We start from the raw sequence: 24335 nt of genomic DNA, 5'->3' as shown, positions 1-24335 counted from the left end.
ATCTCCCTCATGGTTCGGCACACAGCGGACAATGTTACCCGCGAAAATCCGGGCCGGTGCTACTGGCCGGCAGCAGGACCTCCCGCATCGGGCCCGGTGGTCGGTTGTGGCTCCTGCACGTCGACGTCAAGCGCCGGCGAGCTGGGGGAGGCGAACTCACCGCAGAAGTACTGGAAGGTGACCGAGAACGGTGCGCTTCCGGCGGTGATGACCGCCGAGCGCGAACCGTTGGCGCTGGTGTCCTCGACGCTGATGGCCGCACCCTCGCCGGAGACGGCGATCTTGTAGCCGCTCAGGGTCTGCCCGGCCGGGCAGCTCTGTGCCGGCCAGGTGACCTTGACGTCGCTTCCGGGTGCGAACGGCTCGCTGCCGCCCGCCAGTGACGGAGCGGAACTCGGGGCGCTCAACTGCGCCGGAGCCGCCCAGACGGTGACGGTGATCGTCGTGCCGAGCGCGACATTCTTGCCGGTCGGGTTGACGGCGTACACCTTGCCAGCATCGCTGCTGTTGGTCGCGGCGTTGCCCTCCTGAACATCGGCGGTCATGCCGAGGTCGCTGAGCTTGGCGCGCGCCTCATCGGCGGTGAGGCCGATGAAGTCGGCCTCGACGATCGCGGCCGTCGTCGGAGCCGGCGGTGTGGTCGGAGTCGGCGTGGGCGTCGGGGTGCTCGAGGTGGCCGGCGGCTTGGTGGTCTTGTCCGGCGACGGGGAACCCTGATTCGTCAGGGCGAACACGGCACCGATCAGCACGATCGCGAGCAGGGCGATGAGAGCGATCAACGGCCACGTCCACGGGCTGCGCTTCTTCTTCTCTGCCGCGACCGTGTCTGCGCGCGTCATCGAGCCTGCGATGCCCTCGGTGGCAGGCAGCACCGTCGTCGCGACGGTGGGAGCGCCCTGGGCAGGGAAGAGCATCGTCGCGGCGGTATCTGCACCCGCTCCGCCGAGGACGGCCGGTACGGAGGCCGCAGCGGCCTGCACATCGCCGCGGCGGAGCGCCGTGGCGGCCCGGGCGAGGTGCGCCGCAGACGCCGGGCGGTCTGCCGGGTTCTTGGCGATGCAGGCGAAGACCAGGTTGCGCACGGGCTCGGAGATCGTGACGGGCAGCTCTGGCGGTGCTTCGTTGATCTGTGCCATCGCGATTGCGACCTGGGACTCGCCCGTGAACGGGCGCCGGCCGGCGAGGGCCTCGTAGGCGACGATGCCGAGCGAGTAGATGTCGGTGGTCGGCGAGGCCGGGTGACCGGATGCCTGCTCCGGCGAGAGGTACTGCACGGTTCCCATCACCTGGCCGGTGGCGGTCAACGGCACCTGGTCTGCGATGCGGGCGATGCCGAAGTCGGTGATCTTGACGCGGCCGTCCGGCGTGATCAGCAGGTTGCCCGGCTTGATGTCGCGGTGGACGAGGCCGGCAGCGTGCGCGGCGTGGAGTGCCGACGCTGTCTGGGCGACGATGTCGAGCACCTTGTCGCTGGAGAGCACGTGGTCACGCTCGAGAATCGTGGAGAGTGCCTCGCCTGGCACAAGCTCCATCACGAGGTAGGCGCTGCCCTCCTCCTCGCCGTAGTCGAAGACGTTGGCGATGCCCTCGTGGTTGACGAGCGCGGCGTGGCGGGCCTCGGCGCGGAAGCGCTCCAGGAAGCCCGGGTCACCGAGGTACTCGTCCTTCAAAATCTTGATGGCGACCTGACGACCGATGACGAGGTCTGTGGCTTGCCACACCTCGCCCATTCCGCCGATCGCAATTCGCGAAAGGAGTTCGTATCGTCCCCCGAAGGTGAGCCCTGTTGTTGGCCTCATTTATTCAGCACCGCCTCTAGTACCTGTTGTGCGACCGGTGCGGCAAGTAGATTGCCGTACCCCGTTTGGCCCATTCCCCCGCCATCCTCAATGAGGACGGTGATTGCATATTCTGGGTCGTCTGCGGGGGCAAATCCGGTAAACCAGAGTGTGTACGGAGCATCTCCGTCGTTCTCTGCCGTACCCGTCTTACCGGCAACACTGACCCCGTCTATTCTTGCATTACTCGCGGCGCCGTTTTCGACTCCGTTGACCATCATTTCGGTCATCGTCGCCGCGGTTTCTTGGCTGATCGCGCGCTGATACTCGCTCGGCTCGAACGTTTCGAGCGGGCTGAGGTTCGGGGCCGTGATCGCCTCGACCATGTTCGGGTTCATGACCATGCCACCATTGGCGATCGCCGCGGAGACCATCGCCATCTGCAGCGGAGTCGCCCGCACCTCGTACTGGCCGTACGCGGTCATCGCGGTCTGGGCATCGTCGAGCACGCGCGGGTAGACGCTGGCCTCGACATCCAGGGGGATCTGGAACTCGTCGTTGAAGCCGAACTTCTCCGCCTGCTCGCGGATGGCGTCATCGCCGAGTGCGAGACCGAGCTCGGCCATCGGCACATTGCAGCTGAGACGGAGTGCCGTCGCGATGGTCACGGTCTCGCCGCCTCCACAGTCGTCTCCGCCGCTGTTGCGGATGATCGTGTCGGTGCCAGGCAGCTGGAACGTCGGCGGGTTGGGGAACTCACTCTCCGGCGTGTACTGGCCGGATTCGAGCGCAGCCGCGACGACCACGAGCTTGAAGACGGAACCGGGAGGGTTCATGTCGCCGCCGATGGCGCGGTTGATGAGAGGGTCGCCCGGGTCGGCCAGCAGGGCCTCGTAGTTCTGGTCGACGATCTCACTGTCGTGCACGGCGAGCGTGTTGGGATCGTAACTCGGCTTGGAGACCATCGCGATGACGCGGCCGGTCTTCGGCTGCGTCACGACCACGGATCCCGTGTAGTCGCCGAGTGCGTCCCACGCGGCCTGCTGCGCGACGGGGTCGATCGTGACCGAGACGGATGCACCCTTGCGGCCCTGGCCGGTGAAAAGGCGTTCGAGCGAGTCGAGGAACTGGGCGTTCGCGGTGCCGCTGAGGTAGCTGTTCAGCTTGCCCTCGAGCGCGGTCGGCTCGCCGTTGACGGGGAAGAAGCCCGTGACGGGTGCGTAGAGCGCTCCGTTGCTGTAGACCCGCTGGAACAGGTAGTTGTCGTCGCTCGGCACCGATTCGGCGATCGGCGCACCGCCGGCGAGGATCGGGCCGCGCTCGACCTCGTAGCTGTCGTAGAGCGTGCGGGTGTTGCGCGCGTCGTTGCGGAGATTGTCGGCCTGGACGACTTGGATGATCGTCGTCGAGGTGAACAGGGCCAGGAACATCGCGAAGACGACGATGCTCACGCGCTTGAGTTCGCGGTTCATTCGTTCACCACCAGACGCGGTTGATTGCGCACCGAGTCGGAGAGTCTGAGCAGGAGCGCGGCGATGATCCAGTTGGCAACAAGCGATGAGCCGCCGGCGGCCAGGAACGGGGTTGTCAGGCCGGTGAGCGGGATGACGCGGGTGACGCCGCCGATGACGATGAACACCTGCAGGGCGACGACGAAGGCCAGGCCGACGCCGAGGAGCTTGCCGAAGTCGTCCTGCCCGGCGAACCCGATACGGAATCCGCGTGCGATGAAGAGCATGTAGAGCGAGAGGATCGCGAAGATGCCGGCAAGGCCGAGCTCCTCACCGAGGCTGGCGATGATGTAGTCGCTCTGTGGGACGGGGGTGAGGTCAGGGCGGCCCTGGCCGAGCCCGGTGCCGAGCAGGCCGCCGTTGGCGAGGCCGAAGAGGCCCTGCACGAGCTGGTAGCTGCCGCCCGCCGCCTCGTAGACGGCCGGGTTGAAGGCGTCGAGCCAGTTGTTGAAGCGCCCGTTCACGTAGTCGAGCGTCTGGCTCGCGATGAGCGCGCCGCCGAAGAACAGGCTGAGGCCGAGCAGCACCCAGCTGAGTCGCCCGGTGGCGACGTAGAGCATGACGAGGAACAGACCGAAGTAGAGCAAGGCGGTGCCGAGATCGCGCTGGAAGACGATGACAGACATCGAGAGGGCCCAGACCACGATCAGCGGCCCGAGATCGCGCATGCGCGGCATCCGCATGCCGAGGAACTTGCTGCCGACCATCGAGAGGCTGTCGCGATTGCGCACCAGGTAGCCGGCGAAGAACACGGCCAGCGCGATCTTGGCGATCTCACCGGGCTGGAAGGTGGCGAAGTCGCCGATGCCGATCCAGACGCGGGCACCGTTGACCTCATGGCCGAGGCCGGGGACGAGTGGGAGCAGCAACAGGATGACGGCCACGAAGCCGGCCACGTAGGTGTAGCGGAAGAGCACGCGGTGGTTGCGGATGACGATGATGACCGCCAGTGCGGCGATGATCGCCATCGCGCTCCACACGATCTGGCGCACGGCCGCGCTGTCCCAGCCCGTGTCGCCGAGCAGCAGGTCGACGCGGTAGATCATGGCGATACCGAGGCCGTTGAGCACGGTGGCGATCGGCAGGATGAACGGGTCGGCGTCGCGGGCGATGAAGCGCATCGCCACGTGCATGCCGAAGACGAGCAGCGAGAGCCCGGCGCCGAGCACGACGAGCGTCGTGTCGAGGGTGCCGAGTTCGCCGAGCTGCACGAGCACGATGGCGATGGCGTTGATCGAGCAGGCGAAGATCAGCAGAACGAGCTCGAGGTTGCGGAGCTTCTGCGGAATGCGGATGCGACGGACGCTGCCCGTGTTGGTGGAGCTGCGCGTCTGGCGCCCGGCGGCATCCGCCGTGCGTGCGTTAGTCCGGGACACGACTGGCCTCCAGTCGGGTGACGATCTCTCTGGCCTCGCTCAGCGAACCGGCGCTGATCGTGGCTTCGACGATCTTCTGGTCATATGGCTTGAGATCGGCAATGGCGATGTCGGTCTTCTTGTAGACCTCGCTCAGGGCGATCGGGCCGAGGTTCTGTTGCACGCCGCGGTAGATGGCGACGGTGCCGCTCTCACTGCCGACGAAGTAGCGGGTCTGGGTCCACTGGTACGCGACGACGCAGGCGATCACGATGGCGGCGACCAGCGCGATGATGGAGGCGAGCCAGACGGCCCGGCGGCGGGCGACGCGGCGGCGGTCCTCTTCGATGAGTTCGTCGAGGTAATCCTGGGAGTCCGGCTCGAAGTGGCTCTCGCGCACGGGGTGCAGGCGGAACGGCGGCAGGCGCATCGAGCGGACTCGCGGCGGTTCCGGGGCGGCGAAGCTGAGCGGCGACGCGGCCGATCCGACGATGAGCGGGTCGGTGCGGAGCGGCGCGGTCTCACCGATGTCGACGATGACGACGGTGACGTTGTCCGGTGCTCCGGCATCCAGGCTGTCCTTGACCAGGCGCTGGGCGAGATCGTGGGCACGGCCGCCCATCGCGAACTCGGCGCGGATCTGATCGAGCGAGACGACGCCGCTCAGGCCGTCCGAGCAGAGCAGCCACCGGTCGCCGGGGCGCGTGGCCAGGATGGAGGTGTCGATCTCCGGCGCAGAGTCGACGTCGCCGAGCACGCGCATGAGCACGCTGCGACGGGGGTGCACCGCCGCCTCCTCCTCCGTGATGCGGCCGCTGTCGACGAGGCGCTGGACGAAGGTGTGGTCGATCGTGATCTGCGAGACGTCGCCGTCACGGTAGAGATAGATGCGGGAGTCACCGATGTGGGCGATCGCCACCTCGTCGCCGAGCACGGCCAGCGCGCTGACCGTCGTGCCCATGCCGGTCAGTTCGGTGTGCTCGAAGACCGTCTCAGCCAGCAGGGCGTTGGCGGCGACGAGGGCCGCCTGCAGCGCGAACTCGGCCTCCTGAGGGGTCGAGTAGTCCTGATCAGCCTCGGCCATGCGCGTGATCGCGATCGCGGATGCCACGTCTCCGCCCGCGTGGCCGCCCATGCCGTCGGCGACGACGAACAGCCCGCTGCCGGCGAGGCCGGAGTCCTGGTTGTTCGAACGGATGCGTCCGACGTGTGAGACCGCCGCGCTGTCAGAGACCCTCGCCATGCGCCTACCGTCGCAGTTCGAAGCTCGTCGAACCGATCTTCACCGGGGTGTTCAGCGGAATCGGCGTGGGAACGGCAACGCGGACGCCGTCAAGGAAGGTGCCGTTGGTCGAGTCGAGGTCCTGCAACATCCACTGGTCGTTCCACAGCATGAGGCGCGCGTGGTGGGTGGAGGTGTAGTCGTCCCGGATGACGATGGCCGAGTCGCTCGACCGGCCGATCGTGATCTCGTCGCGACCGAGCGGGAACTCGGCTCCCGCCTTGGCTCCGGAGGTGATGACGAGACGCTGCGCGGCGCCGGCCGTTGCGGTCTCGCGACCGAAGTTCGGGGCGAGGGCGTTCGGCTCGGCCGCGGAGGCCGCCGAAACCGGGGCATGGGCGGCGAACAGGGGAGCGGCGGCCGCACCGGACGCGGCGCCGACTGGACTGCCAGCGCCAGTTGAGCCGCCACCGTTTGCAGCTGGCGAAACCACGGGGCTCGCGGCATCCGACGTCGGCTGCAGCTTGCGCACCCGCTGGCCGAACAGATCGGAACGCAGCGCGTAGACGATGGCGAAGACGAAGAGCCAGAGCAGCAGCAGGAAGCCGAGCCGCAACACCAGCAAGGTGAGCTCACTGGTCACGGGGCCCCCAGAATCCATCCATGTCATGGCGCTGCGTCGCATCGCCGAAGCTCTCTGGTTGCTGCGCGCTCGGCGCGGCCTGAGCGAGCACCCGGAAGGTGATGTTGGTGCGGCCGATGGTGATGACGGACTCCGGTTCGAGCACGGCTTCAGTGACCGGGGCCCCGTTGAGCTTCGAGCCGTTCGTGGAGCCAAGGTCGCGCACCTTGGCGCGCCTGCCGTCCCAGAGGATCTCGACGTGGCGTCGGCTGGTGCCGGTGTCTTCGACCGTGATGTCGGCATCGCTGCCGCGGCCGATCACGGTTCGCGCCTTCAGCAGCGGGTAGCGCTTGCCGTTGACGTCGACGACGGGGGCCCAGGCGACTTCGCCCTTGACGTTGCTTGAGTCGACCTGCACGATGCCGAGGCTGAGCCCCGGGTCGCTCTGCAGCCCGATGCTGAGTGCCCCGGCGAACTGGAAGCCCTGGCTTGCCGCGTGCTGCTGCACGAGCTGGGCGAGTTCGTCGGTGAGGGCGGGGCCGAGCGCGCGCATGCGGCTGTAGTCGTCGGCGTTCATGCGCACGACGAATTTGTTGGGCACGAGCACGCGGTCGCGCGAAACGACGGCAGCCTTGGTGTCGAGTTCCCTGCGCAGGGCAGAGGTGATCTCAACCGGCTGCAGCCCCGAGCGAAAAGTCTTCGCAAAAGCGCCGTTGACGGCACGCTCGAGACCCTTCTCGAAGTTGTCCAGTAAGCCCACTAGCTCTCCCGCTTTCCGGTTCTGATGACTATCAAATGTTAGTCGGGCCCGCTGGGAACCCGCCTTTGTATGCGCACTTCTGTGCTCTCACCCGCATGTTCACGGGCGAGAACCGGTCGAAACTCGCCCTTGAGGATGACAGGTCTGCTGGATGATCGCACCTTTTCGGGCCCTCCGACACTCCCGCCGAATCGCTCAAATGGTGCTCGCGTCGCGAAGATGCTAATCTCGTCAAGTTCGCGCGAGTGGCGGAATTGGCAGACGCGCTGGCTTCAGGTGCCAGTGCTCGAAAGGGCGTGGGGGTTCAAGTCCCCCCTCGCGCACGCGAATTGAGTTCCTTGCCAAGGAATTCAGAAACAAGAAGGCCCCCGAGAAATCGGGGGCCTTCTTGTTTGTGTGCAGCAGAGTGAGCGCAGGCCGGCCGTGCGGCACCGAGCTCGCAGAAACGGTCGTGGTTCGGGCGCGAGAGCGTGGCTTCCTACGAGTTCGACGCGCCTGTCCCGTGGATGGCATCCACGGCGGCCTCGACGGTGTCGCCGAGTAGCTTGTTGCCGAGCAGGAGGAAGTGGCCGTTGATCGGCAGCTCGATGTTCTGCCCGCCCTCGATCGCACTCTTGCCTGGGATGTGCGGGTCGAACTCGGCGTAGACCGAGACGATCTTCTCGTTGGTGTGCAGGTGGGTGAGAAGTTCCTTGAGCACCTCATCGTTCGGCGAGAAGGCGCGCAGCGTGGATGTCGGCAGAAACTGCGCGTAGCTTGAGCCGTTGAACGGCGTCGAGATCGCGACCATGCCAACCAGGCCCGGGTGTTCGGACACCATGAGCTTCTTGCCGATGAGGCCTCCCTTGCTGTGCGCGAGCAGCACGAACTCCGTGATGCCGTGCTCGACGGAGAGCTGCCTGAGCGCGGCGGCGACCACCTCGGCCGAGCGCAGCACCGGCATCCGGTTGAATGACAGCTCGGGAATGGCGAAGACGCGATAGCCGCGCCTGTTCAGCCGCGTGGCCAGCGGCTCGAGGAAGAGCCAGGTCTCGTAGACGCCGGGCAGCAGCACGACGGCCGGCAGCTCGGGGTCTCCGACGCCGAAGTGACGCGGCGTCCGATGCCGGAACAGCGATCGCCACTGCTGCCAGCCCGCGTAGACATAGTCCAGCCACCACCAGAACGGCCGCAGCAGACGCTTCATCACGGCCTCGCGGACTCGCTCTGTGCGGCGAAGAGTGCGAGCGTTGCGATGGCCTCGTCGAGCCGCTGTTGGGGGAGTGTCGGTGCGTGGCCGGCAACGATGGCGCGCCCCCGCTCGACGAGCCGGCGCCCGGATGCCGTCAGGCGAACGCTCTTGTCGCGGCGCGAACCAGCCGACACCTCTGCCACCAGGAACCCACTCTGCGCCGCGGCGTCGACGTGGCGACTCACGCTGCTCTTGTTCACGCCGAGCAGGGTGGCGATCACCTGCTGGTTGTATGCGCAGTCCGGGTCGTCGATGGTGCAGAGCAGGGCGTAGCGGGTCAGTGGCACACCGAGTTCCCGTTGGAGCTCGGCGTCGAGCGCCGATTCCATCGCGGCCGCGGTGTGTCGAGCCTGCAGCCAGAGCGCGATCACCCGATCCTCGGCCTCGAGTTCTGCCGCCGGATCGCCGATCCTGCCGAGTGTGTTTGCCATGGCCTCATTCTAACGAATATGGTTGCCCGTGCAACTGTTGCGTGTAGAACTGACGCGGGGGCGCGCCCGCATCGGAATGAAAGGCCATCATGCATGTTCTCGTCGTCTTCGACCACCCCTACGGCGCCGAGGCGCACGAGAACGTGCCGCACCGGCGCAGTCTCGCGGCGGCCGCGCTCGAGGCCGTCCGCACCGGGCTCGCCGACGCGGGCCACAGCGTCGACGTCGTCGACCTCGTGGCGGAGGGCTTCGACCCGGTGATGAGCGCCACGGAGCTGCGGGCCTGGCGCACCGGAGGCGAGATGCGCTCGGATGCCACCGCGCTGCAGCACCGGCTGAGCGCCGCTGACCACCTCGTCTTCGTCTTCCCCGTCTGGTGGATGGCGATGCCGGCCGGCACCAAGGGATTCCTCGATCGGGTGCTCTCCAAGGGTTATGCCTTCGACGAGCCCACCATCGGTGGCGCCCTGCGCGGCAGGCTGACGCGGCTGCGCGCGGTGAGCGTGGTCTCGGTCATGACGACGGATGCCGCCCTCTACCGCTGGTGGTTCGGCCGCCCGGCCACCGCGATACTCGGTCGCGGCACGTTCCGACTCATCGGCATCCGCCGCTTCAGGCACATCTCCATCGGGCGCTCGACCCAGCGCGGGGCGGCCGGTCGTGCGCGAGCACTCGCCGGGGTGCGCCGGCGATTCGCCGCGCTCTGAGCGGTATCCGAGCGGTCGGCAGCTGTCCGCTCCGGCTCTCCGCGCCCGGTAGCGTCGGAGTATGAGTGAATCTGTACCGCTTCTCGGCCTGCTACTCGACGTCGACGGCCCGATCGCCAGCCCCATCACGCGTTCGATCGCGATCGACTCTGTGACGCGTGACCTCGTGACGCTGGCGGATGCCGGCATCCCGATCGTCTTCAACACGGGCCGCTCAGATGCATTCCTGCGAGAGGAGGTCGTCGCGCCGCTCGTCGCAGCCGGACTTCCCGCGCACGCCCGCGTCTTCGCCGTCTGCGAGAAGGGGGCCGTCTGGTTCCCGATCACGCCGGCCGGTGCAGGCAAGATCGAGGTCTCCGAGGAGCTCGCGGTGCCGAGTGCATACGGCGAGGCGATCGAGCGGCTCGTCTCCGAGCGGTTCTCCGACTTCATGTTCTTCGACCAGACCAAGCGGGCGATGGTCTCGGTCGAGCAGCACAAGCACGTTCAGAGCGCCGACTACCTGCAGCAGCAGAAGGAGTTCGACGCGGCCGCCTTCGCCGAGATGGGGCTGCACGACCTCGGCATCGAGCACAACGGCGTGAACGCGGCGGCATCCGATGGAACCGTCGGGTACCGGGTGGACTCGACGATCATCTCGACCGACATTGAGTCGATTCAACTCGGCAAGGACCTCGGGGCGATGCGCGCGATCGAGATGCTGCTGCCCGGCGGCGCCCTGCCCGTGCAGTGGCGCACGGTCGGCGACTCGCGCACCGACTACGCAATGGCGGATTGGCTGCACGAGCAGGGGCATACTGTTGCCCATGTCGATGTGCGCCCGGCCGACGGTGTGCCGGAGAAGCCGTACCCGGTGCTCACGGCCGGCGACCTGATTCATGACGAAGCCGGTGCGGCGTTCCTCGCCCGCTGGGTCGAGATGGTGCGCGGCACCGCAACGCAGGATGGAGACGTGCGATGACCACGAATGGCTTGCCGAGCGCCGGCTGGTATGCCGACCCGCAGGATGCCGCGCAGTTGCGCTGGTGGGATGGTGCTCGGTGGAGCGATCACACCGCTCCCGTGCCGGAGCCGGTGGCCCCCGCGGCCCCCGTGTTTGCTGGACCGCTGCCGACCGTGCCGAAGTACGGGGAGATGGCTCCCGCCGCGCAGCCGGTCGGCGCACAGCCGGGCACCGCTGAGCCGGTCGCGGCCCAGCCGTTCGTTGCTCCGTCCTACGCGCCGAGCGCGCCCTCCTACTCGGCCCAGCCGTACCCGGCGCAGCCGATCTCGCGGCAGTACGCCGGGCAGCCATACGCGGCGCAGCCCTACGGGATGACGATGACGCAGGGTCGGGTGCCGGATGGCACTCCGACGGCGAACTGGCTCATCTGGGCGTACACGCTGCTTCCGCTGTTGTCGGTGCTCACGCTCTTCGCCTGGGATTTCGAGGGCTACATGCTCGCCTCGATGACCGACCCGGCTGCCAGCACGATGATGATGCTCGACCCCGGCTACCTGCTGCTCAGTGTCGGCAGCTGGGTGATCGCGGCCGGCATGATCGTGCTCGCGGTGCTCGACTGGCGCTGGCTCGGTCAGCAGGGCTACTCGCGGCGTTTCCACTGGGCGTGGGCGATCCTGAGCAACCTGGTCTACGTGATCGGACGCTGCGTGGTCGTCAACCGCCAGGCCGGCCGGGGCTTCGCCCCGATGTGGGCGACGCTCGCGGTGAGCGTGCTCTCGCTCGTGCTCGTGATCGTGTGGTTCATGCAGATGATGAACGTCATCATGGCCATGGTCTCGACGACGCCGGGCATCGCCTCCTGACGTCAGAGGCGGCCGCGGAGGGCATCAGCCGAGCAGCGTGATCAGCAACAGGATCAGGCCGATGGCCGGGGCGCTCAACTGCACGAGGGCCGCACGCGCCTTGCGCCGATCCGAGATCAGCAACACGAGCCCGGCGGCGACCATCGAGCCGGCTCCCGCGAACAGCAGCGCGGCTCCTGGCGCGAGCGCGCCGTTGGCGGCCAGGGCGATGCCGACGCCGACGGTGATCGCCAGGAACAGGTTGTAGAAGCCCTGGTTGAAGGCCAGGGGCTTGGTCGTCTCGGCATCCGCGGCACTGGTTCCGAAGGTCCTGCGGGTCGACGGCGCCGTCCAGCGCAGGGATTCGAGCACGAAGATGTAGACGTGGATGACGGCCGCGATGCCGAGGAAGACGAGGCTCAGGGCGAGCATTGCTCTGCTGCTTTCTGACGGCCGTTGGGCTGGGCCCTGGCGTCGGGTTGTGATTGTGTACCGATCGGTTCAATATAGAATGGAACCGATCGGTGCGCAAGTGCCGATCGTGGAAACGGGAGGGCGCATGGGGCGCACGCAGGCTTTTGACACCGCGACGGCCGTCGCCGCCGCACGCGACGTCTTCTGGGACAAGGGCTTCGAGGCGGCCTCGCTGGCCGACCTCGAGGAGGCGACCGGGCTCAATCGCTCCAGCCTCTATCGCGCCTTCGAGAGCAAGCGCGGCCTCTACGATGCGGCGGTCGCCGACTACCTCGACACCGTCATCGCCCCGCGCCTGGCCCGGCTCCGTGACGCGGAGGACCCCGCGGCCGCGCTGCGCGAGTACTGGGCGACGCTCTCGGCGTTCATCACCATGACCCCGCCGGACTCGCCTCGCCGCGGCTGCCTGCTGCTGAACAGCGCGAGCGGAATCGCCGGCTACGACGAGCAGCAGCGCGCCGTGGTCGACGGCTACAGGGCTTCGCTCCAACGGGCATTCGAAAGCGCGCTGGGCCCGGCCGATGCCGGTCTCCCCGCTGAGGAGGTCGAGCGACGCGCCAGGCTGTTCGTCGCGATCACCGCGAGTGCTCTCCTGCTCAGCCGGGTGAACCCCGGCGAGGCCGCAGCGCTGATCGCGACGGCGGCGACCGTCGGCGGCTGAGCGCGGCACGGGCAGGAGACCGCGAGCGGCAGCTGACGTGGTTGCCGGCAGTCGTGCCAACCGGCGACGGTGGTCACCAGCGGTTGTGCACGTGCTCTGCCCAGCCGAAGAGACCGTCGATCCGCAGCGTTGTGCCGTCCTCGTCGGTCGCGGTGCCGGAGTAGGTGCCGAAACACTGGTGCGTCTCCGAGCCGATCACGAGCATGTTCGTCTGCGCTGAGCGGTCGAACTCCGGTGTGAAGACGAGGTCGAGGTGCTCGCCCCGGATCCGCCACGGCGCGAGGAAGTCGCCCTGCGAGTACTCCCAGTCCAGCTCGTCGCCATACTTGGTGATGCGGCCGTCGACCGAGAGCGCGTTCTCGGTCGAGCCGGTTCCCGCCGTCCACCTGCCGCCGAGCTGCAACCCGAGTGTGCGACCGTCGACGATGCCGGATGCCGCGCCCCAGTTCCACGTCATCGAGTACGGCCAGCGGCCGCGGCCGTGATCGAGCACAGCCCAGGACCGGGCGCGCGGCAAGCGGTGGCTCACGCCATCGATCGTGATCGTCCCGCCGGCCGGCCTGGCGACGTCCTTGACCGTGTACTGGAACAGTCTGTCGCTCCACGGCACGACGACGCCCATGGCCTCGTGGCCTGCAGGCCGCTCGGCGAGCACGTCGATGGTCACCCGGGGTGAGACGGCGCGCAGCCGGGTGCCCGGCGAGCCGGCATCCGCCTCGCCGAGCTCGTCGATGTCGATGCTGAGAGCCTTCGTGCGGGTGCGGGCCGACCCGGTGCCGAGCGTGCCAGGCAGGGTCGCGCTACCGCTCAGCGGGCTGATCGCCACGAGATCGATCTCCTCGCCGCTTCGCCGATCCTTCACCCAGAGTTGGTGCAGGCTCGCGTAGTCGAGGCTCGACACCGTGATGCCGACGATGTGCGTCGGTGTGGTGACCGCCCAGTACTCCCAGCGCTTGTTGCGCCCCCAGCCGAAGCTGCCACGGCCGATTCCGTCGGTGGTGACCAGGGGATGCCGCGCCCAGCCGACCGCCGCCGGGTTCAACCGGCCGTTCGGCAGGCAGAGCTCGACGGGCGCGGTGAGCTCACGCTCGTGGGTCGTCTGGGTTCGCATCGTCGGGAACTCCGTCGTTGGGGTGGTGCGAGGTCAGCCGAGCAGCTTCTTCGCGAGCTGGTCGGTCGAGTAGACGGTGCCGATGGCGTCGACGGCCTCCGCGGGGGAGCCGTAGCCCCACTCGACGAGGATCGTCGGAATGCCGTTCGCCGCGGCGCCGACGGTGTCGTAGCTGCGGTCGCCGACCATGACGGTGCGACTGACGTCGACACCCTGCGCGGTGAGGCGACGGACCGCCTCGGCGACGACGTCGGCCTTGGCGCTGCGGCTCTCGTCGTCGGTCGCGCCGCAGATCACGTCGAAGTAGCGGTCGAGGCCGAAGTTCTCGAGGATGCGCGTGGCGACGCTCTCCGGCTTGCTCGTGGCCAGGGCCAACGGAACGCCGGCGGCGTGGATGCGCTCGAGCAGACCGGCGACACCGGGGTACACCGCGGTGTCGATGGCGGAGCCGTTGTAGTCGGCGCGGTAGGTGTTGATCGCCTCCCAGGCCTGCTCCTCGCTCATGCCGGCGCGCTCACGGAAGGAGTCGAGCAGGGGCGGGCCGACGTAGGCGAGCAGCTCCGCGTCATTCGGAACGGGCCGCCCGAGGATCTCGAAGGTGCGCGCGAGGGAGGCCGTGATGCCAGGGGCCGAGTCGGTGATCGTGCCGTCAAGGTCAAAGAGAATGGCGGACCACAGCGCGGTCGCGGTTGTCAAAGTCGGGGTACTCACCGAGCCATACTAGGTTCCCCGGCTGTGAAACTCCGCTTTCGCTCGGGTTTCGCGCCGGGGTGTCGCAGAGGGCGCGCTCAGAACAGGCGGTGGTGTCCGTCGTCGAGGCCGCGCATCGCGTCGTAGTCGAGCACGAGGCAGCGGATGCCGCGGTCCTCGGCGAGGGTGCGCGCCTGTGGCTTGATCTCCTGCGCCGCGAACACGCCCTGCACGGGGGCGAGGTGCGGGTCGCGGTTCATCAGCTCGAGGTAGCGGGTCAGCTGTTCGACGCCGTCGATGTCGCCGCGGCGCTTGAGCTCGACGGCGACGGAGCCGCCCGCGGCATCCCTGGCCAGGATGTCGACCGGGCCGATCGCCGTCATGTACTCGCGCCGCACGAGGGTGTGGCCGTCGCCGAGCAGCTCGATCTGCTCGGCCAGGAGCTTCTGCAGGTGCGCCTCGACGCCGTCCTTCTGCAGGCCGGGGTCGATGCCGAGCGGGTGGTCGCTGTCGTGCTCGACCTCATAGATGCTGACGACGAGCTTGTCGGCGGTCTTGGTGTGCGTGACCGTCCAGAGCTCGGTGATGCCGGCCGCGGCCTGGTCCTCGTCCGGCTCGCTCGCCGAGAGCGTGCACGGCGGACTCATCCAGTTCAGCGGCTTGTAGCTGCCGCCGTCGGAGTGCACGAGCAGGCTGCCGTCGGCCTTGACCATCAGCAGGCGCTTCGCGAGCGGCAGATGGGCGGCGAGGCGGCCGGCGTAGTCGACGGAACAGGTAGCAATGACAAGGCGCACCGTACGAGTGTAAACGCTGGGGTGCTGTGCTCTCGGGCGCGCCCTCTGCGCCACTGTGAGTGCTGTGCGCCACATGCTGCGGCGCACAGCACAGCAACTGGCGCAGAGCGCCGCGCGGGCTCTGCCCGGCCCGGCACGGACACGAGTGGCTAGTTGGCGGGAACCCGGCGCGATGCCTCGCGGGCGGCCGGAGCGCAGAGCCCGGCGAGCACGAGCAGGCCGAGCAGCACGATCAGGGCGTTCAGGATGCCGAAGTGCTGGCCGAGGAAGCCGAGCAGCGGCGGGCCGGCCAGGAAGGCGCAGTAGCCGATGATCGCGACGGCGCTCACCCTGGCCGCAGCGTGCTTCTCGTCATCCGCGGCCGCCGACATGCCTACGGGGAAGCCGAGCGCGCAGCCGAGGCCCCAGAGCACGGTGGCGACGATGACAACGGGCAGGCTGCCGCCGCCGAAGATGAACAGCGAGAGCCCGGCGACGCCGAGCGCCGCGCAGGCCCGCAGAACGGGCACGCGGCTGAAGCGGTCGAGGATCGGGCCTCCGGCGACGCGGCCAACGGTCATCGCGGTCACGAAGACGCCGAAGACGATGGCGCCGGTGGTGTTGTCGAAGCCGTGGCCGTCGACGACCGCGAGGGCGATCCAGTCGTTCGCCGAACCCTCCGCGAACGAGGTGCCGAGCACGATGACGCCGATCAGAAGCAGGCGGGTGTCGGCGAAGACGGCGAGATTCTCGCGGAGGCGGGCGACCCACGGCTGGCGCGGCGCCGCCGTGTGCGGGTCATCGCCGACCGACTCGCGAATCGGGATGAAGCGCACCGTAACGAACACCGCGGCGACGATGAGCAGCGCGATGGCGGCAAGGTGGGCGGCGACCGGCAGGTGGATGGCCGATGCGCCTGCGCCCAGCGCCGCTCCGGCCATCGTGCCGAAGCTGAAGAAGGCGTGCATGAGCGGCATCAGCGTCTTGCCGATCTCGCGCTCGGCGGCCGCGCCCTCGACGTTCATCATGACGTCGACAGAGCCGTTGCCGAATCCGAAGATCGCCATGCCGATGACGATGACCGGAAGCACCCCGAACACGCTGCTGCCGAGGCCGATGAAGACGAGGCCGCCTGCGACGAGGCAGAGGCTGAAGATCATGCCGATGCGCGCACCGAAGCGGGCCAGGATGGCCGCGGAACAGGTGAGGCCGATGATCGAGCCGACCGACATGCCGAGGATGACGAGGCCGACCGTGTCGAGCGAGATCTGCAGGTCGTCGCGCACGGCGGGGATGCGGGCGACCCAGCTGGCGACGCTGAGCCCGCTGAGGAAGAAGATCGTGAACACGGCGTTGCGCCAGGCGACGAGGCCGCGTCGCGGGCTGGCAGGCACGGCCGCCGACGGTGTCCTGGTGGATGGTGAGGTCGACTCTGACATGCGTTCCCGATGCTTGGAGGTGGAGGCGGTGTCGTTCGCGCCTGGGAGACATCGTATCGAATCGATTCGATCCGTCTAAACTACCGAGGTGGGCGGAAGCCGGTCAAGCGCGTCTTGCCGGGCGACCACCGAGAGGAGCAACGAGATGACGGATGCCGCGGCACCCCATCCCCGACCGACCCTCGCCGACGTCGCCGCCCACGCCGGCGTCTCGCCGTCGACCGCCTCCCTCGCCTTCAGTGGCTCCGGCCCGGTCTCCGAGGCCACCCGCGAACGAGTGCTGGAGTCGGCGCGCCAACTCAACTACGCCGGGCCCGACCCCCGCGCCCAATCGCTGCGCCGCGGCCGCTCCGGAATCGTCGGCGTCGTGCTCGAGGAACGGGTGCGCGCCGCCTTCCTCGACCCGGTGAAGATCCAGATGCTCGACGGCATCTCCGACGGCATCGCCTCGATCGGTGCCGGCCTGCTGCTGCTCACCGATACCGGCGACGGCGCCGTGAACGTCGGCAACGCCCCCGTCGACGCCGTCGCGCTGATCGGCTGCAGCCCGCGGCTCGCCCACTCCGTCGCGCAACTGCGCCAGCGCGGCATCCCGATGGTCGCCATCGAGGGGCACGCGGGCGACGACATCATCGAGATCTCGATCGACAACGAGGATGCCACGCGCCGCGGTGCCGAGCACCTGCGCGCGCTCGGCCACAGCCGGGTCGCTCTCGTGACCCTGCCGCTGGACCCGGACCGCCGCGACGGGCCGCTCAGCCCGGAGCGGGAGGCCGCGAGCACCTCCGCCACGACGAGCGAGCGCATCGCTGGCGCGCGCGCCGTCTTCCCCGAAATCGGGGGAGTGGTTGCGACGGCGAGCGACGTCGAGGCGGGGCGACTGGCGGCGCTCATGCTCCTCGCCGATCCGGAGACCCGGCCGACCGCGGTGATCGCGCAGAGCGATCTGCTCGCGGCCGGAGTGATCAGGGCGGCGGAGGAACTCGGCCTCAGCGTTCCCGGCGACGTCAGCGTGCTCGGCTTCGACGGCGTGCAGGTCGACGGCCTCGCGCCCTACGACCTGACGACGCTCGTGCAGCCGTCAGCGGCCAAGGGGCGCGCGGCCGGCGAGGCGCTCGTGCAGATGCTGGCAGGCGAGCACCCGCGTGACCGCTGCTTCAGCAGCGTCTTCCACCAGGGCAACACCACCGCCGCGCCCCGGGCACTCGCCGCACGCTGAAACCGCGCCAGGCTCAGAACCCGAGCACGCGTCGGGGTCCAGGGCCGTCGTCGCCGAGCCTGTCGCGGGAGTTCACGACGGCGCAGCGCGTCTGCGAGAGGCAGCCGCATCCGATGCAGCCGGTCAGCTCCTCCTGCATGCGCGCCAGGATCGCCTGCTGACGCGCGAGATGCTCAGACCACGAGGCAGAGATGCGCGCCCAGTCGGCCCGGGTCGGCGGGTGATCGCTCGGCAGGGTCGCGAGGAGCTCGGCGACCTCGCCGAGCGTGACCCCGTAGCGCACCGACACCTGAATGAAGGCGATGCGGCGCAGCACGTGCCGGGGGAACTGGCGCGTGTTGCCGGCCGAACGCACCGCGGGCAGGAGCCCGATGGACTCGTAGTAGCGCACCGTCGACACCGGAACCCCGGCCCTCCGTGCGATCTGCCCGATGGGCAGGAGGTCGGCTGACGTGGGGGTGTCCGTCACGGTGCGGGCCTCCTTGATCTCAAGTTCACTTGAGATGTTAGCGTTGCGGAGGCGCCGCGCGAAACGCTGCTCGGCGCGCGAACAGGAGAACAATGTCTGAGGATCCAGCCGCCGCGATGATTGATCAGTTCAAGGCGGCGTTCCGTCGGCACCCGGCCGGCGTCGCGGTGATCACCGCGGAGGGCCCGGACGGACCGGTCGGTCTGACCGCCTCGAGCGTCTCCTCCGTCTCGGCTGAACCGCCGGTTCTCGTCTTCTCCGTGACGACGAAGGCCGGCTCTGCCGGCCACGTGCTGGCAGCGGCGACGTGCGTCGTCCACCTGCTGCGCTCCGAGAACGTCGAGATCGCGCGTTCATTCGCCCGGAGCGGTGCGCCGCGCTTCGTCAGCGAGCAGGGCTGGACGACCAGGGCGACGGGGGAGCCGCTGCTCCCGGATGCCGCGATGATGCTGCGCTGCCGGATCGCGGAGACGGTCGCGGTCGGTGGTTCGACGCTCGTCATCGCCGAGGTGCTCGAGATCGACGAGGGCGTCGATGGCAGCCCGCTGGTCTACCACGACCGTGCCTTCCACGGCCTACAGCAGCACAGCATCCTGAACTGAGCCCGGCCGGCCATCTCGCTGGTCCATCTCGCCGACCCGCCACGCTGACCCACCACGCTGAGCCACTCCATGGCTCAGCCAGCAACCCATCGAAAGGAAGCAATGTCTCTCTACACACTGCCGGAGCTCGGCTACGACTACGCGGCACTCGAGCCCGCCATCAGTGGCCGCATCATGGAGCTGCACCACGGCAAGCACCACCAGGCCTACGTCACGGGTGCCAACACGGCGCTCGCCCAGCTGGCCGAGGCGCGCGACGCCGGCGAGCTCGGCAACGTGAACAAGCTGCAGAAGGATCTCGCCTTCAACCTCGGCGGGCACGTCAACCACTCCATCTTCTGGACCAACCTCACGCCGGGCGGCAGCGAGCGGCCTGACGGCGAACTCGCCGCGGCCATCGACGATGGCTTCGGCTCCTTCGAGAAGTTCCAGGCGCACTTCACCGCGACGGCCCTCGGCGTGCAGGGCTCCGGCTGGGCGATCCTCGCCTGGGACATCCTCGGCGCGCAGCCCATCATCGTGCAGCTCTACGACCAGCAGGGGAATCTGCCTGCCGGCCTCATCCCGCTGCTCATGCTCGACGTCTGGGAGCACGCGTACTACCTCGACTACCAGAACGTGCGGGCGAGCTACGTCAGCGCATTCTGGAACATCGTCGACTGGCAGAACGTGGCCACCCGCTTCGAGCGTGCCCGCGACAACACGAGCGGGCTGATCACGCTCTAGCGGCCGCGATCAGGCGCGCGTCGTTCCGACCACCATCCAGCGATCACCCCGGGCGCGCAGCCCGAGGGTGATCGCCCTGGCCCCCAGGTAGCCGAGCGCGAACGCCGCCATCAGCCAGGCGAGGCCGGCGGCGTCCGGGGCGGCCCATGCGCCGACCGCGAGGGCGAGCGGAACGAAGGCGGCGAAGTTCAGGATGCCGGTGAGCGCGAGGTAACGGGCGTCGCCGGCGCCGATCAGCACACCGTCGAGCACGAAGACGAGCCCGCCGAGCGGGACGGAGAGCCCGAGAACGAGCAGTGCAGGCGGCAGCAGCGCTGCGACATCCGCGTCACTCGTGAACGCCCAGCCGAGCACGCCGGCAAGGCTCATCACGAGCAGGCCGATGAGCGCGCCACCGCCGATGCCCCACTGCAGGCAGCGGGCCAGCACCGCGCGCACGCTCGCGACGTCGCCGGCGCCGAGGCCCTTGCCGACGAGTGCCTGGGCGGCGATCGCGAGGGCGTCGAGGGCGAAGGCGATCGTGGCGAACAGCGTCATGGCGATCTGGAACGCCGCGAGCGGGGCCGATCCCAGCCCGGTGGCGACGAACACGGCGAGCAGCATCGAGGCGCGGAGGCTCACCGTGCGCAGGAACAGCCAACCGCCGGACGTCGCCCCGCCGAGCACCCCGGCGTGGTGGGGCAGCAGCCCGGCACCGACGCGGCGGGCGTGCCCGGCCACGACGACGAGGTACACGGCGACCATGCCCCACTGTGCGAGGACGGTTCCGATGGCGGAGCCGGCGATGCCGAGGCCGAGAACGTAGATGAAGAGGTAGTTGAGCGCGATGTTCACCGCGAAGCCGATTCCGGCAACGAGCAGCGGGGTGCGGGTGTCCTGCAGACCGCGCAGCAGGCCGGTCGCGGCGAAGACGAGCAGCATCGCTGGCAGCCCGAACATCGAGATGCCGAGGTAGATCACGGCCTGCTCTGTGACGGCGGCTTCCGCGCCGAACAACCCGGCGAGCCAGGGGGAGCAGAACCAGCCGCCGACGGCCAGGAGCACGCCGAGGCCGGTGGCCAGCCAGATGCCGTCGACTCCGGATGCCACAGCGCCCCGTTCGTCGCCGGCGCCGAGTCGGCGCGCGACCGCGGGCGTGGTGCTGTAGGCGAGGAACACCATCAGGCCGATGATGGTCTGAAGCACGGCGCTGGCGATGCCGAGGCCGGCGAGGGGAATCGCGCCGAGGTGGCCGATCATCGCCGAGTCGGCGAGCAGGAACAGGGGTTCCGCGATGAGCGCACCGAGCGCGGGTACCGCGAGGCGCAGGATCTCGCGATCGATGGGGCGGCGGCGGAAGACGTTGATGGCTCAAGCCTAGCGATGGCGTGTGGGCGCGACCGGCGGGGTGACGGGCGGAGTCGTGGGCTGACGGCCCGCCCACAGGCGCCAACCGACCCCCCCGGCCATCCCGATTCGCGGAGTCGCTCAGGGCTTCGCGTGCGTCGCTGCTCCTTCGTCGCTGCTCCTTCGTCGCTGCGCCGCTCGCTCGAGCCAGCGTGGTTCCTCCTGTGTGCGTCCGCGCGCTCGCTCAAGCCAGCGTGGTTCCTTCCGCGTGGTTCCTGTCGCGCGCCTCCGCACGCTGGCTTGAGGGAGCAGCCGAGGAACGAGGCCGCCCCCGAAGCCCTGACAGCGCACGAGGCTGAGCGCTCGACGCCCGGGTGCGGGTGCGGTTCTCGATGTTTCCTTGGTGAGGGCTGCCGCCTTTCGCGACGCTGCGCGTCGCGCCGAAGCCCTGACAGCGCACGTGGCTGAGCGCTCGACGCCCGGGAGCGGGTGCGGGTGCGGTTCTCGACGCTTCCTTGGTGTGGGCTGCTGCCTTTCGCGACGCTGCGCGTCGCGCGGCGTTAGGAAACTGTGAGAAATCCCACAACTGGCGCCGCATCGGCGTAGCGTCACGACTATGAGCACGGTGATTGAAACACGGGGCTTGCAGAAGCACTTCGGCCGGGTGGTTGCGCTCGACGGGCTCGACCTCAGCGTCGCCAGCGGCGAGGTCCACGGCTTCCTCGGCCCCAACGGCGCAGGCAAGTCAACGACCATCCGGGTGCTGCTCGGTCTGATGCGCGCGAGCGGCGGCTCGGCATCCGTCTTCGGCAGGGACCCATGGGCGGATGCCGCGGCGCTGCACGCCCGTATCGCCTACGTTCCCGGCGATGTGAGCCTCTGGCCGAACCTCTCCGGTGGCGAGGCGATCGACCTGCTCACCCGGCTGCGCGGCGGCGATGCAGACAAGCGCGCATACGCGAGCAGGCGGGCGGCGCTCGTCGAGGCCTTCCAGTTCGATCCGAGCAAGAAGGCCCGCACCTATTCCAAGGGCAACAGGCAGAAGGTCGCACTCATCGCCGCCCTGGCCACGCCGGCCGAGCTGTACATCTTCGACGAGCCGACATCCGGCCTCGACCCCCTGATGGAGGCGGTGTTCCGCGAGCAGATCGGACAGCGGGTCGGCGAGGGGACGAGCGTGCTGCTGAGCAGCCACATCCTCAGCGAGGTCGAGCACCTCTGCGACCGGGTGAGCATCATCCGCGCAGGCAGAACCGTCGAGAGCGGGACCCTCGCCGAGCTCCGCCACCTCACCCGCACCGAGGTGTCGTTCGCGGCGGAGGGGCAGGGCGGCAGCGCCCTCAGTAACGCGCAGCTCGCCACGATCCCCGGCACCCACGAGCTGCTGCGCGACGCCGCCCGTGTGCGCTTCACCGTGGACAGCGACGACATGCCGGCGGTGCTCGCGGCGCTGGCCGCGCTGCGGGTGAGCGGGCTCACGGTGAACCCGCCATCGCTCGAGGAGCTGTTCCTCCGCCACTACGGCGGGCAGGCGGATGCCGCGGCGCCCGCCCAGCCGCCGAGCGCCGACGCCACGCTGAGCGAATCGCGGGGGGAGGCAGGGCGATGACCGCCACGCTCGCGCCGACGGCGGTGCGCGCGCCGGCCGCCGCGCAGCCCCCGCGCACGCTGCTCCCGCTCGTCAGGCAGCGCTTCCGCCGCGACCGCGTGCAGCTCCTGGCCTGGATCGCCGGATTCGCCCTGCTCGCCTCCGTCGGCAACACCGCGGTCGAGAGTACCTATGGCACGGAGGCGCAGCGCGTCGAGGTGCTGCAGCTGATCCAGCAGACGCCGGCCGTGCTGATGCTGCGCGGCACCCCGCAGGGCCCGGCCGCCGACGCGTTCCAGTACTTCCTGCTGTTCGCCTTCCTGGGGGTGCTGATCGGGCTGATGTCGACGTTCCTCGCCGTGCGGCACAGCCGAGCGGAGGAGGAGTCCGGTCGCGCAGAGCTCATCGGGGCGACGCCGGCCGGGCGCAGCACGCCGCTCGTCGCGACGGTGATCGAGGGCACGGTGCTCTGTGTGGTGATCGGCGTCGTGTCGGCGCTCGGCTACCTGCTCGGCGGTGCCGACCGGGAGGGGAGCTGGCTCGCCGGTGCCGCGCTCGCCGTCACCGGTGTCGCCTTCCTCGGCGTCGGGCTCTTCTCCGCGCAACTCATGCGCACCTCGCGCGGGGCGAACGGGCTGGCCGCCGCGGTCGTGACGCTCTCCTATGTGCTGCGCGGGCTCGGGGATGCCACGGGAACCGTGCACGCCGACGGCGTGAGCATGACCGCGGCGTGGCCGAGCTGGCTGAGTCCGATCGGGTGGGGGCAGGCCGTCGCGCCGTTCTCCCCTCAGACCGGGCAACTACTCTGGCCACTCGCCCCCGGGCTGGCGCTCGGCGCCGTGCTCGTCGTGGCCTCGCTCTGGATGCAGGCGCACCGCGACGTCGACTCGAGCGTGATCCCCGAGCGGGCCGGCCGCCTGAACGCCCCGCGCTCGCTCAGCGGACCGCTCGGGCTGAGCTGGCGCATGCAGCGCAACGCCGTGATCGGCTGGATGGTGGCCGGCGCCATCTTCGGCCTGCTCATCGGCGCGCTGGGCGAGACGATGCTGAAGCTCGTGCAGGCAGGAGACACGGGTGCCGCCGACGTGACGCAGACGCTCGGCAACACCCTCTCGACGCTGGCCGGGCCGGGCGCGGAGGGGTCGTTCATCGATCTGTTCACGGCGGCCATGTTCAGCCTCGTCGGCATCATCGCGGCCGTCGGAACCGTGCAGGCGATGGTCAGGGCGCGGCAGGACGAGGCAGCCGGAACCGCCGAGATCGTGCTCGCCGCGCCCGTAACCCGGCTGCACTGGTTCGGCGGCTACCTCGCGGTCGGGGTGTTCACGGCGGTGCTCGTGCTCGGCTCAGCCGTGCTCGGAGCCGTGATCGGGCTCACCCGCTCCGCCGGTCTCGGTGATCGCGCGGCCTCCGTCGCGCTCGCCGGGCTGGCCCAGCTGCCGGCGGTACTGCTCCTGCTCGCGATCGTCGCGCTGGTGTTCGCGGTGCTGCCGCGCACCACAATCTGGCTCGCCTGGGTCGTGCTGCTGCTCGCGATCGGGATCGGGCAGTTCGGTGGGCTGCTCGGGCTGCCGGATGCCGTGCGCGACGCGTCCCCGTTCTCACACACGCCCATCGTCACGGCCGCGACCGCGGCAACCGTCGACTGGAGCGCCACCTGGGTCATGCTCGGGCTCGCGGTCGTGGTGTCGGCGCTCGCCGCGGTGCTCGTGCGTCGGCGGGACCTCGCCCTCGGCGGGTAGCCGGGTGGGCGGGGCGGCGGCATCCGTTTGGGAGGAGATGGTGCCGACGGGAGACAGTACCCGTGGGAGAACATGCGATGGGGAGGAGGGAATCTGCGATTCCCTCCTCCCCA

The 24335-nt window shown here is 69.2% G+C and carries 24 protein-coding genes and 1 tRNA gene; 10 read left to right on the top strand and 15 right to left on the bottom strand.

The window, feature by feature from the left end:
- Positions 1–59 precede the first annotated feature (59 nt).
- Genes EV379_RS16335 through EV379_RS16310 form a run of 6 tightly spaced genes read right to left on the bottom strand, consistent with a single transcriptional unit; the run spans position 60 to position 7248 of the window.
- Positions 60–1799, bottom strand: coding sequence for a protein kinase domain-containing protein (locus tag EV379_RS16335; protein WP_130507067.1), 1740 nt, complete (start codon positions 1797–1799; stop codon positions 60–62).
- The gene (locus EV379_RS16330; RefSeq protein WP_130507066.1) at positions 1796–3250 is read right to left on the bottom strand and encodes a peptidoglycan D,D-transpeptidase FtsI family protein; all 1455 of its coding nucleotides are present in this window, start codon (positions 3248–3250) and stop codon (positions 1796–1798) included. The genes EV379_RS16335 and EV379_RS16330 overlap by 4 nt, the downstream gene beginning before the upstream one ends.
- The gene (locus EV379_RS16325; protein WP_423203253.1) at positions 3247–4665 is read right to left on the bottom strand and encodes an FtsW/RodA/SpoVE family cell cycle protein; all 1419 of its coding nucleotides are present in this window, start codon (positions 4663–4665) and stop codon (positions 3247–3249) included. Before EV379_RS16325 ends, EV379_RS16330 begins: the two co-directional genes overlap by 4 nt.
- Complete coding sequence (locus EV379_RS16320; RefSeq protein ID WP_130507065.1) at positions 4652–5887, bottom strand: PP2C family protein-serine/threonine phosphatase; 1236 nt, start codon at positions 5885–5887, stop codon at positions 4652–4654. Before EV379_RS16320 ends, EV379_RS16325 begins: the two co-directional genes overlap by 14 nt.
- A gap of 4 nt (positions 5888–5891) precedes the next feature.
- On the bottom strand, positions 5892–6527 hold the full coding sequence (locus EV379_RS16315) for an FHA domain-containing protein FhaB/FipA (RefSeq protein WP_130507064.1): 636 nt from the start codon (positions 6525–6527) through the stop codon (positions 5892–5894).
- The gene (locus tag EV379_RS16310) at positions 6499–7248 is read right to left on the bottom strand and encodes an FhaA domain-containing protein (RefSeq protein ID WP_130507063.1); all 750 of its coding nucleotides are present in this window, start codon (positions 7246–7248) and stop codon (positions 6499–6501) included. Before EV379_RS16310 ends, EV379_RS16315 begins: the two co-directional genes overlap by 29 nt.
- A gap of 239 nt (positions 7249–7487) precedes the next feature.
- Here EV379_RS16310 and EV379_RS16305 point away from each other — a divergent pair.
- Positions 7488–7571: transfer RNA gene (locus tag EV379_RS16305), tRNA-Leu, on the top strand.
- A gap of 155 nt (positions 7572–7726) precedes the next feature.
- Here EV379_RS16305 and EV379_RS16300 read toward each other — a convergent pair.
- Together EV379_RS16300 and EV379_RS16295 are read right to left on the bottom strand one after the other, a co-directional pair.
- Positions 7727–8434 (bottom strand): esterase/lipase family protein, encoded by a 708-nt coding sequence (locus EV379_RS16300; RefSeq protein WP_130507062.1) that lies wholly within the window; start codon positions 8432–8434, stop codon positions 7727–7729.
- Positions 8434–8910 carry a MarR family winged helix-turn-helix transcriptional regulator gene (locus EV379_RS16295; protein ID WP_130507061.1) on the bottom strand — a complete coding sequence of 159 codons (477 nt, stop codon included), beginning with the start codon at positions 8908–8910 and terminating at the stop codon, positions 8434–8436. The genes EV379_RS16300 and EV379_RS16295 overlap by 1 nt, the downstream gene beginning before the upstream one ends.
- 89 nt (positions 8911–8999) lie before the next feature.
- Between EV379_RS16295 and EV379_RS16290 the strand changes: the two genes are divergently transcribed.
- The 3 genes from EV379_RS16290 to EV379_RS16280 all read left to right on the top strand — a co-directional run bounded on the left by EV379_RS16290 (position 9000) and on the right by EV379_RS16280 (position 11423).
- Positions 9000–9617, top strand: coding sequence for an NAD(P)H-dependent oxidoreductase (locus tag EV379_RS16290; RefSeq protein ID WP_130507060.1), 618 nt, complete (start codon positions 9000–9002; stop codon positions 9615–9617).
- Between the two features lie 61 nt (positions 9618–9678).
- Positions 9679–10578, top strand: coding sequence for a hypothetical protein (locus EV379_RS16285; protein WP_130507059.1), 900 nt, complete (start codon positions 9679–9681; stop codon positions 10576–10578).
- The gene (locus tag EV379_RS16280; RefSeq protein WP_130507058.1) at positions 10575–11423 is read left to right on the top strand and encodes a DUF2510 domain-containing protein; all 849 of its coding nucleotides are present in this window, start codon (positions 10575–10577) and stop codon (positions 11421–11423) included. The genes EV379_RS16285 and EV379_RS16280 overlap by 4 nt, the downstream gene beginning before the upstream one ends.
- 24 nt (positions 11424–11447) lie before the next feature.
- Here EV379_RS16280 and EV379_RS16275 read toward each other — a convergent pair whose 3' ends face one another.
- Positions 11448–11834, bottom strand: coding sequence for a DUF1304 domain-containing protein (locus EV379_RS16275; protein ID WP_130507057.1), 387 nt, complete (start codon positions 11832–11834; stop codon positions 11448–11450).
- A gap of 127 nt (positions 11835–11961) precedes the next feature.
- Between EV379_RS16275 and EV379_RS16270 the strand changes: the two genes are divergently transcribed.
- Positions 11962–12537, top strand: a complete 576-nt coding sequence (locus EV379_RS16270) for a TetR/AcrR family transcriptional regulator (protein WP_130507056.1) — start codon at positions 11962–11964, stop codon at positions 12535–12537.
- 73 nt (positions 12538–12610) lie between these two features.
- Here the strand turns inward: EV379_RS16270 and EV379_RS16265 are convergent, their stop codons facing one another.
- From EV379_RS16265 to EV379_RS16250, 4 genes are all read right to left on the bottom strand, one after another.
- The gene (locus EV379_RS16265) at positions 12611–13648 is read right to left on the bottom strand and encodes a DUF2804 domain-containing protein (protein WP_130507055.1); all 1038 of its coding nucleotides are present in this window, start codon (positions 13646–13648) and stop codon (positions 12611–12613) included.
- 33 nt (positions 13649–13681) lie between these two features.
- Positions 13682–14359 (bottom strand): HAD hydrolase-like protein, encoded by a 678-nt coding sequence (locus EV379_RS16260; protein ID WP_130507054.1) that lies wholly within the window; start codon positions 14357–14359, stop codon positions 13682–13684.
- 77 nt (positions 14360–14436) lie between these two features.
- Positions 14437–15132, bottom strand: coding sequence for an endonuclease NucS (nucS, locus tag EV379_RS16255; RefSeq protein ID WP_130507053.1), 696 nt, complete (start codon positions 15130–15132; stop codon positions 14437–14439).
- Positions 15133–15281: 149 nt separating this feature from the next.
- Positions 15282–16550: an MFS transporter gene (locus EV379_RS16250; RefSeq protein ID WP_130507052.1), complete on the bottom strand. Its 1269-nt coding sequence runs from the start codon at positions 16548–16550 to the stop codon at positions 15282–15284.
- Between the two features lie 145 nt (positions 16551–16695).
- On the opposite strand from EV379_RS16250, the gene EV379_RS16245 reads away from it, so the two are divergent.
- Positions 16696–17769 (top strand): LacI family DNA-binding transcriptional regulator, encoded by a 1074-nt coding sequence (locus EV379_RS16245; protein ID WP_130507051.1) that lies wholly within the window; start codon positions 16696–16698, stop codon positions 17767–17769.
- 13 nt (positions 17770–17782) lie between these two features.
- Here EV379_RS16245 and soxR read toward each other — a convergent pair whose 3' ends face one another.
- Positions 17783–18238 carry a redox-sensitive transcriptional activator SoxR gene (soxR, locus tag EV379_RS16240; protein ID WP_130507050.1) on the bottom strand — a complete coding sequence of 152 codons (456 nt, stop codon included), beginning with the start codon at positions 18236–18238 and terminating at the stop codon, positions 17783–17785.
- A gap of 92 nt (positions 18239–18330) precedes the next feature.
- On the opposite strand from soxR, the gene EV379_RS16235 reads away from it, so the two are divergent.
- Together EV379_RS16235 and EV379_RS16230 are read left to right on the top strand one after the other, a co-directional pair.
- Positions 18331–18840, top strand: coding sequence for a flavin reductase family protein (locus EV379_RS16235; protein ID WP_130507049.1), 510 nt, complete (start codon positions 18331–18333; stop codon positions 18838–18840).
- 102 nt (positions 18841–18942) lie between these two features.
- Positions 18943–19566 carry a superoxide dismutase gene (locus EV379_RS16230; protein WP_130507048.1) on the top strand — a complete coding sequence of 208 codons (624 nt, stop codon included), beginning with the start codon at positions 18943–18945 and terminating at the stop codon, positions 19564–19566.
- A 9-nt stretch (positions 19567–19575) separates the two neighbouring features.
- Here the strand turns inward: EV379_RS16230 and EV379_RS16225 are convergent, their stop codons facing one another.
- Positions 19576–20913 carry an MATE family efflux transporter gene (locus EV379_RS16225; RefSeq protein WP_130507047.1) on the bottom strand — a complete coding sequence of 446 codons (1338 nt, stop codon included), beginning with the start codon at positions 20911–20913 and terminating at the stop codon, positions 19576–19578.
- A 595-nt stretch (positions 20914–21508) separates the two neighbouring features.
- Between EV379_RS16225 and EV379_RS16220 the strand changes: the two genes are divergently transcribed.
- A complete protein-coding gene (locus EV379_RS16220; RefSeq protein ID WP_207226290.1) occupies positions 21509–22501 on the top strand; it encodes an ABC transporter ATP-binding protein in 993 nt (330 codons plus the stop codon).
- Complete coding sequence (locus EV379_RS16215; RefSeq protein ID WP_130507046.1) at positions 22498–24222, top strand: ABC transporter permease; 1725 nt, start codon at positions 22498–22500, stop codon at positions 24220–24222. The genes EV379_RS16220 and EV379_RS16215 overlap by 4 nt, the downstream gene beginning before the upstream one ends.
- Positions 24223–24335 lie beyond the last annotated feature (113 nt).

Origin of the sequence: Microterricola gilva (genome assembly GCF_004217495.1) — a bacterium.
Classification (GTDB): domain Bacteria; phylum Actinomycetota; class Actinomycetes; order Actinomycetales; family Microbacteriaceae; genus Microterricola; species Microterricola gilva.
This window is presented reverse-complemented; position numbering and strand designations above follow the sequence as displayed.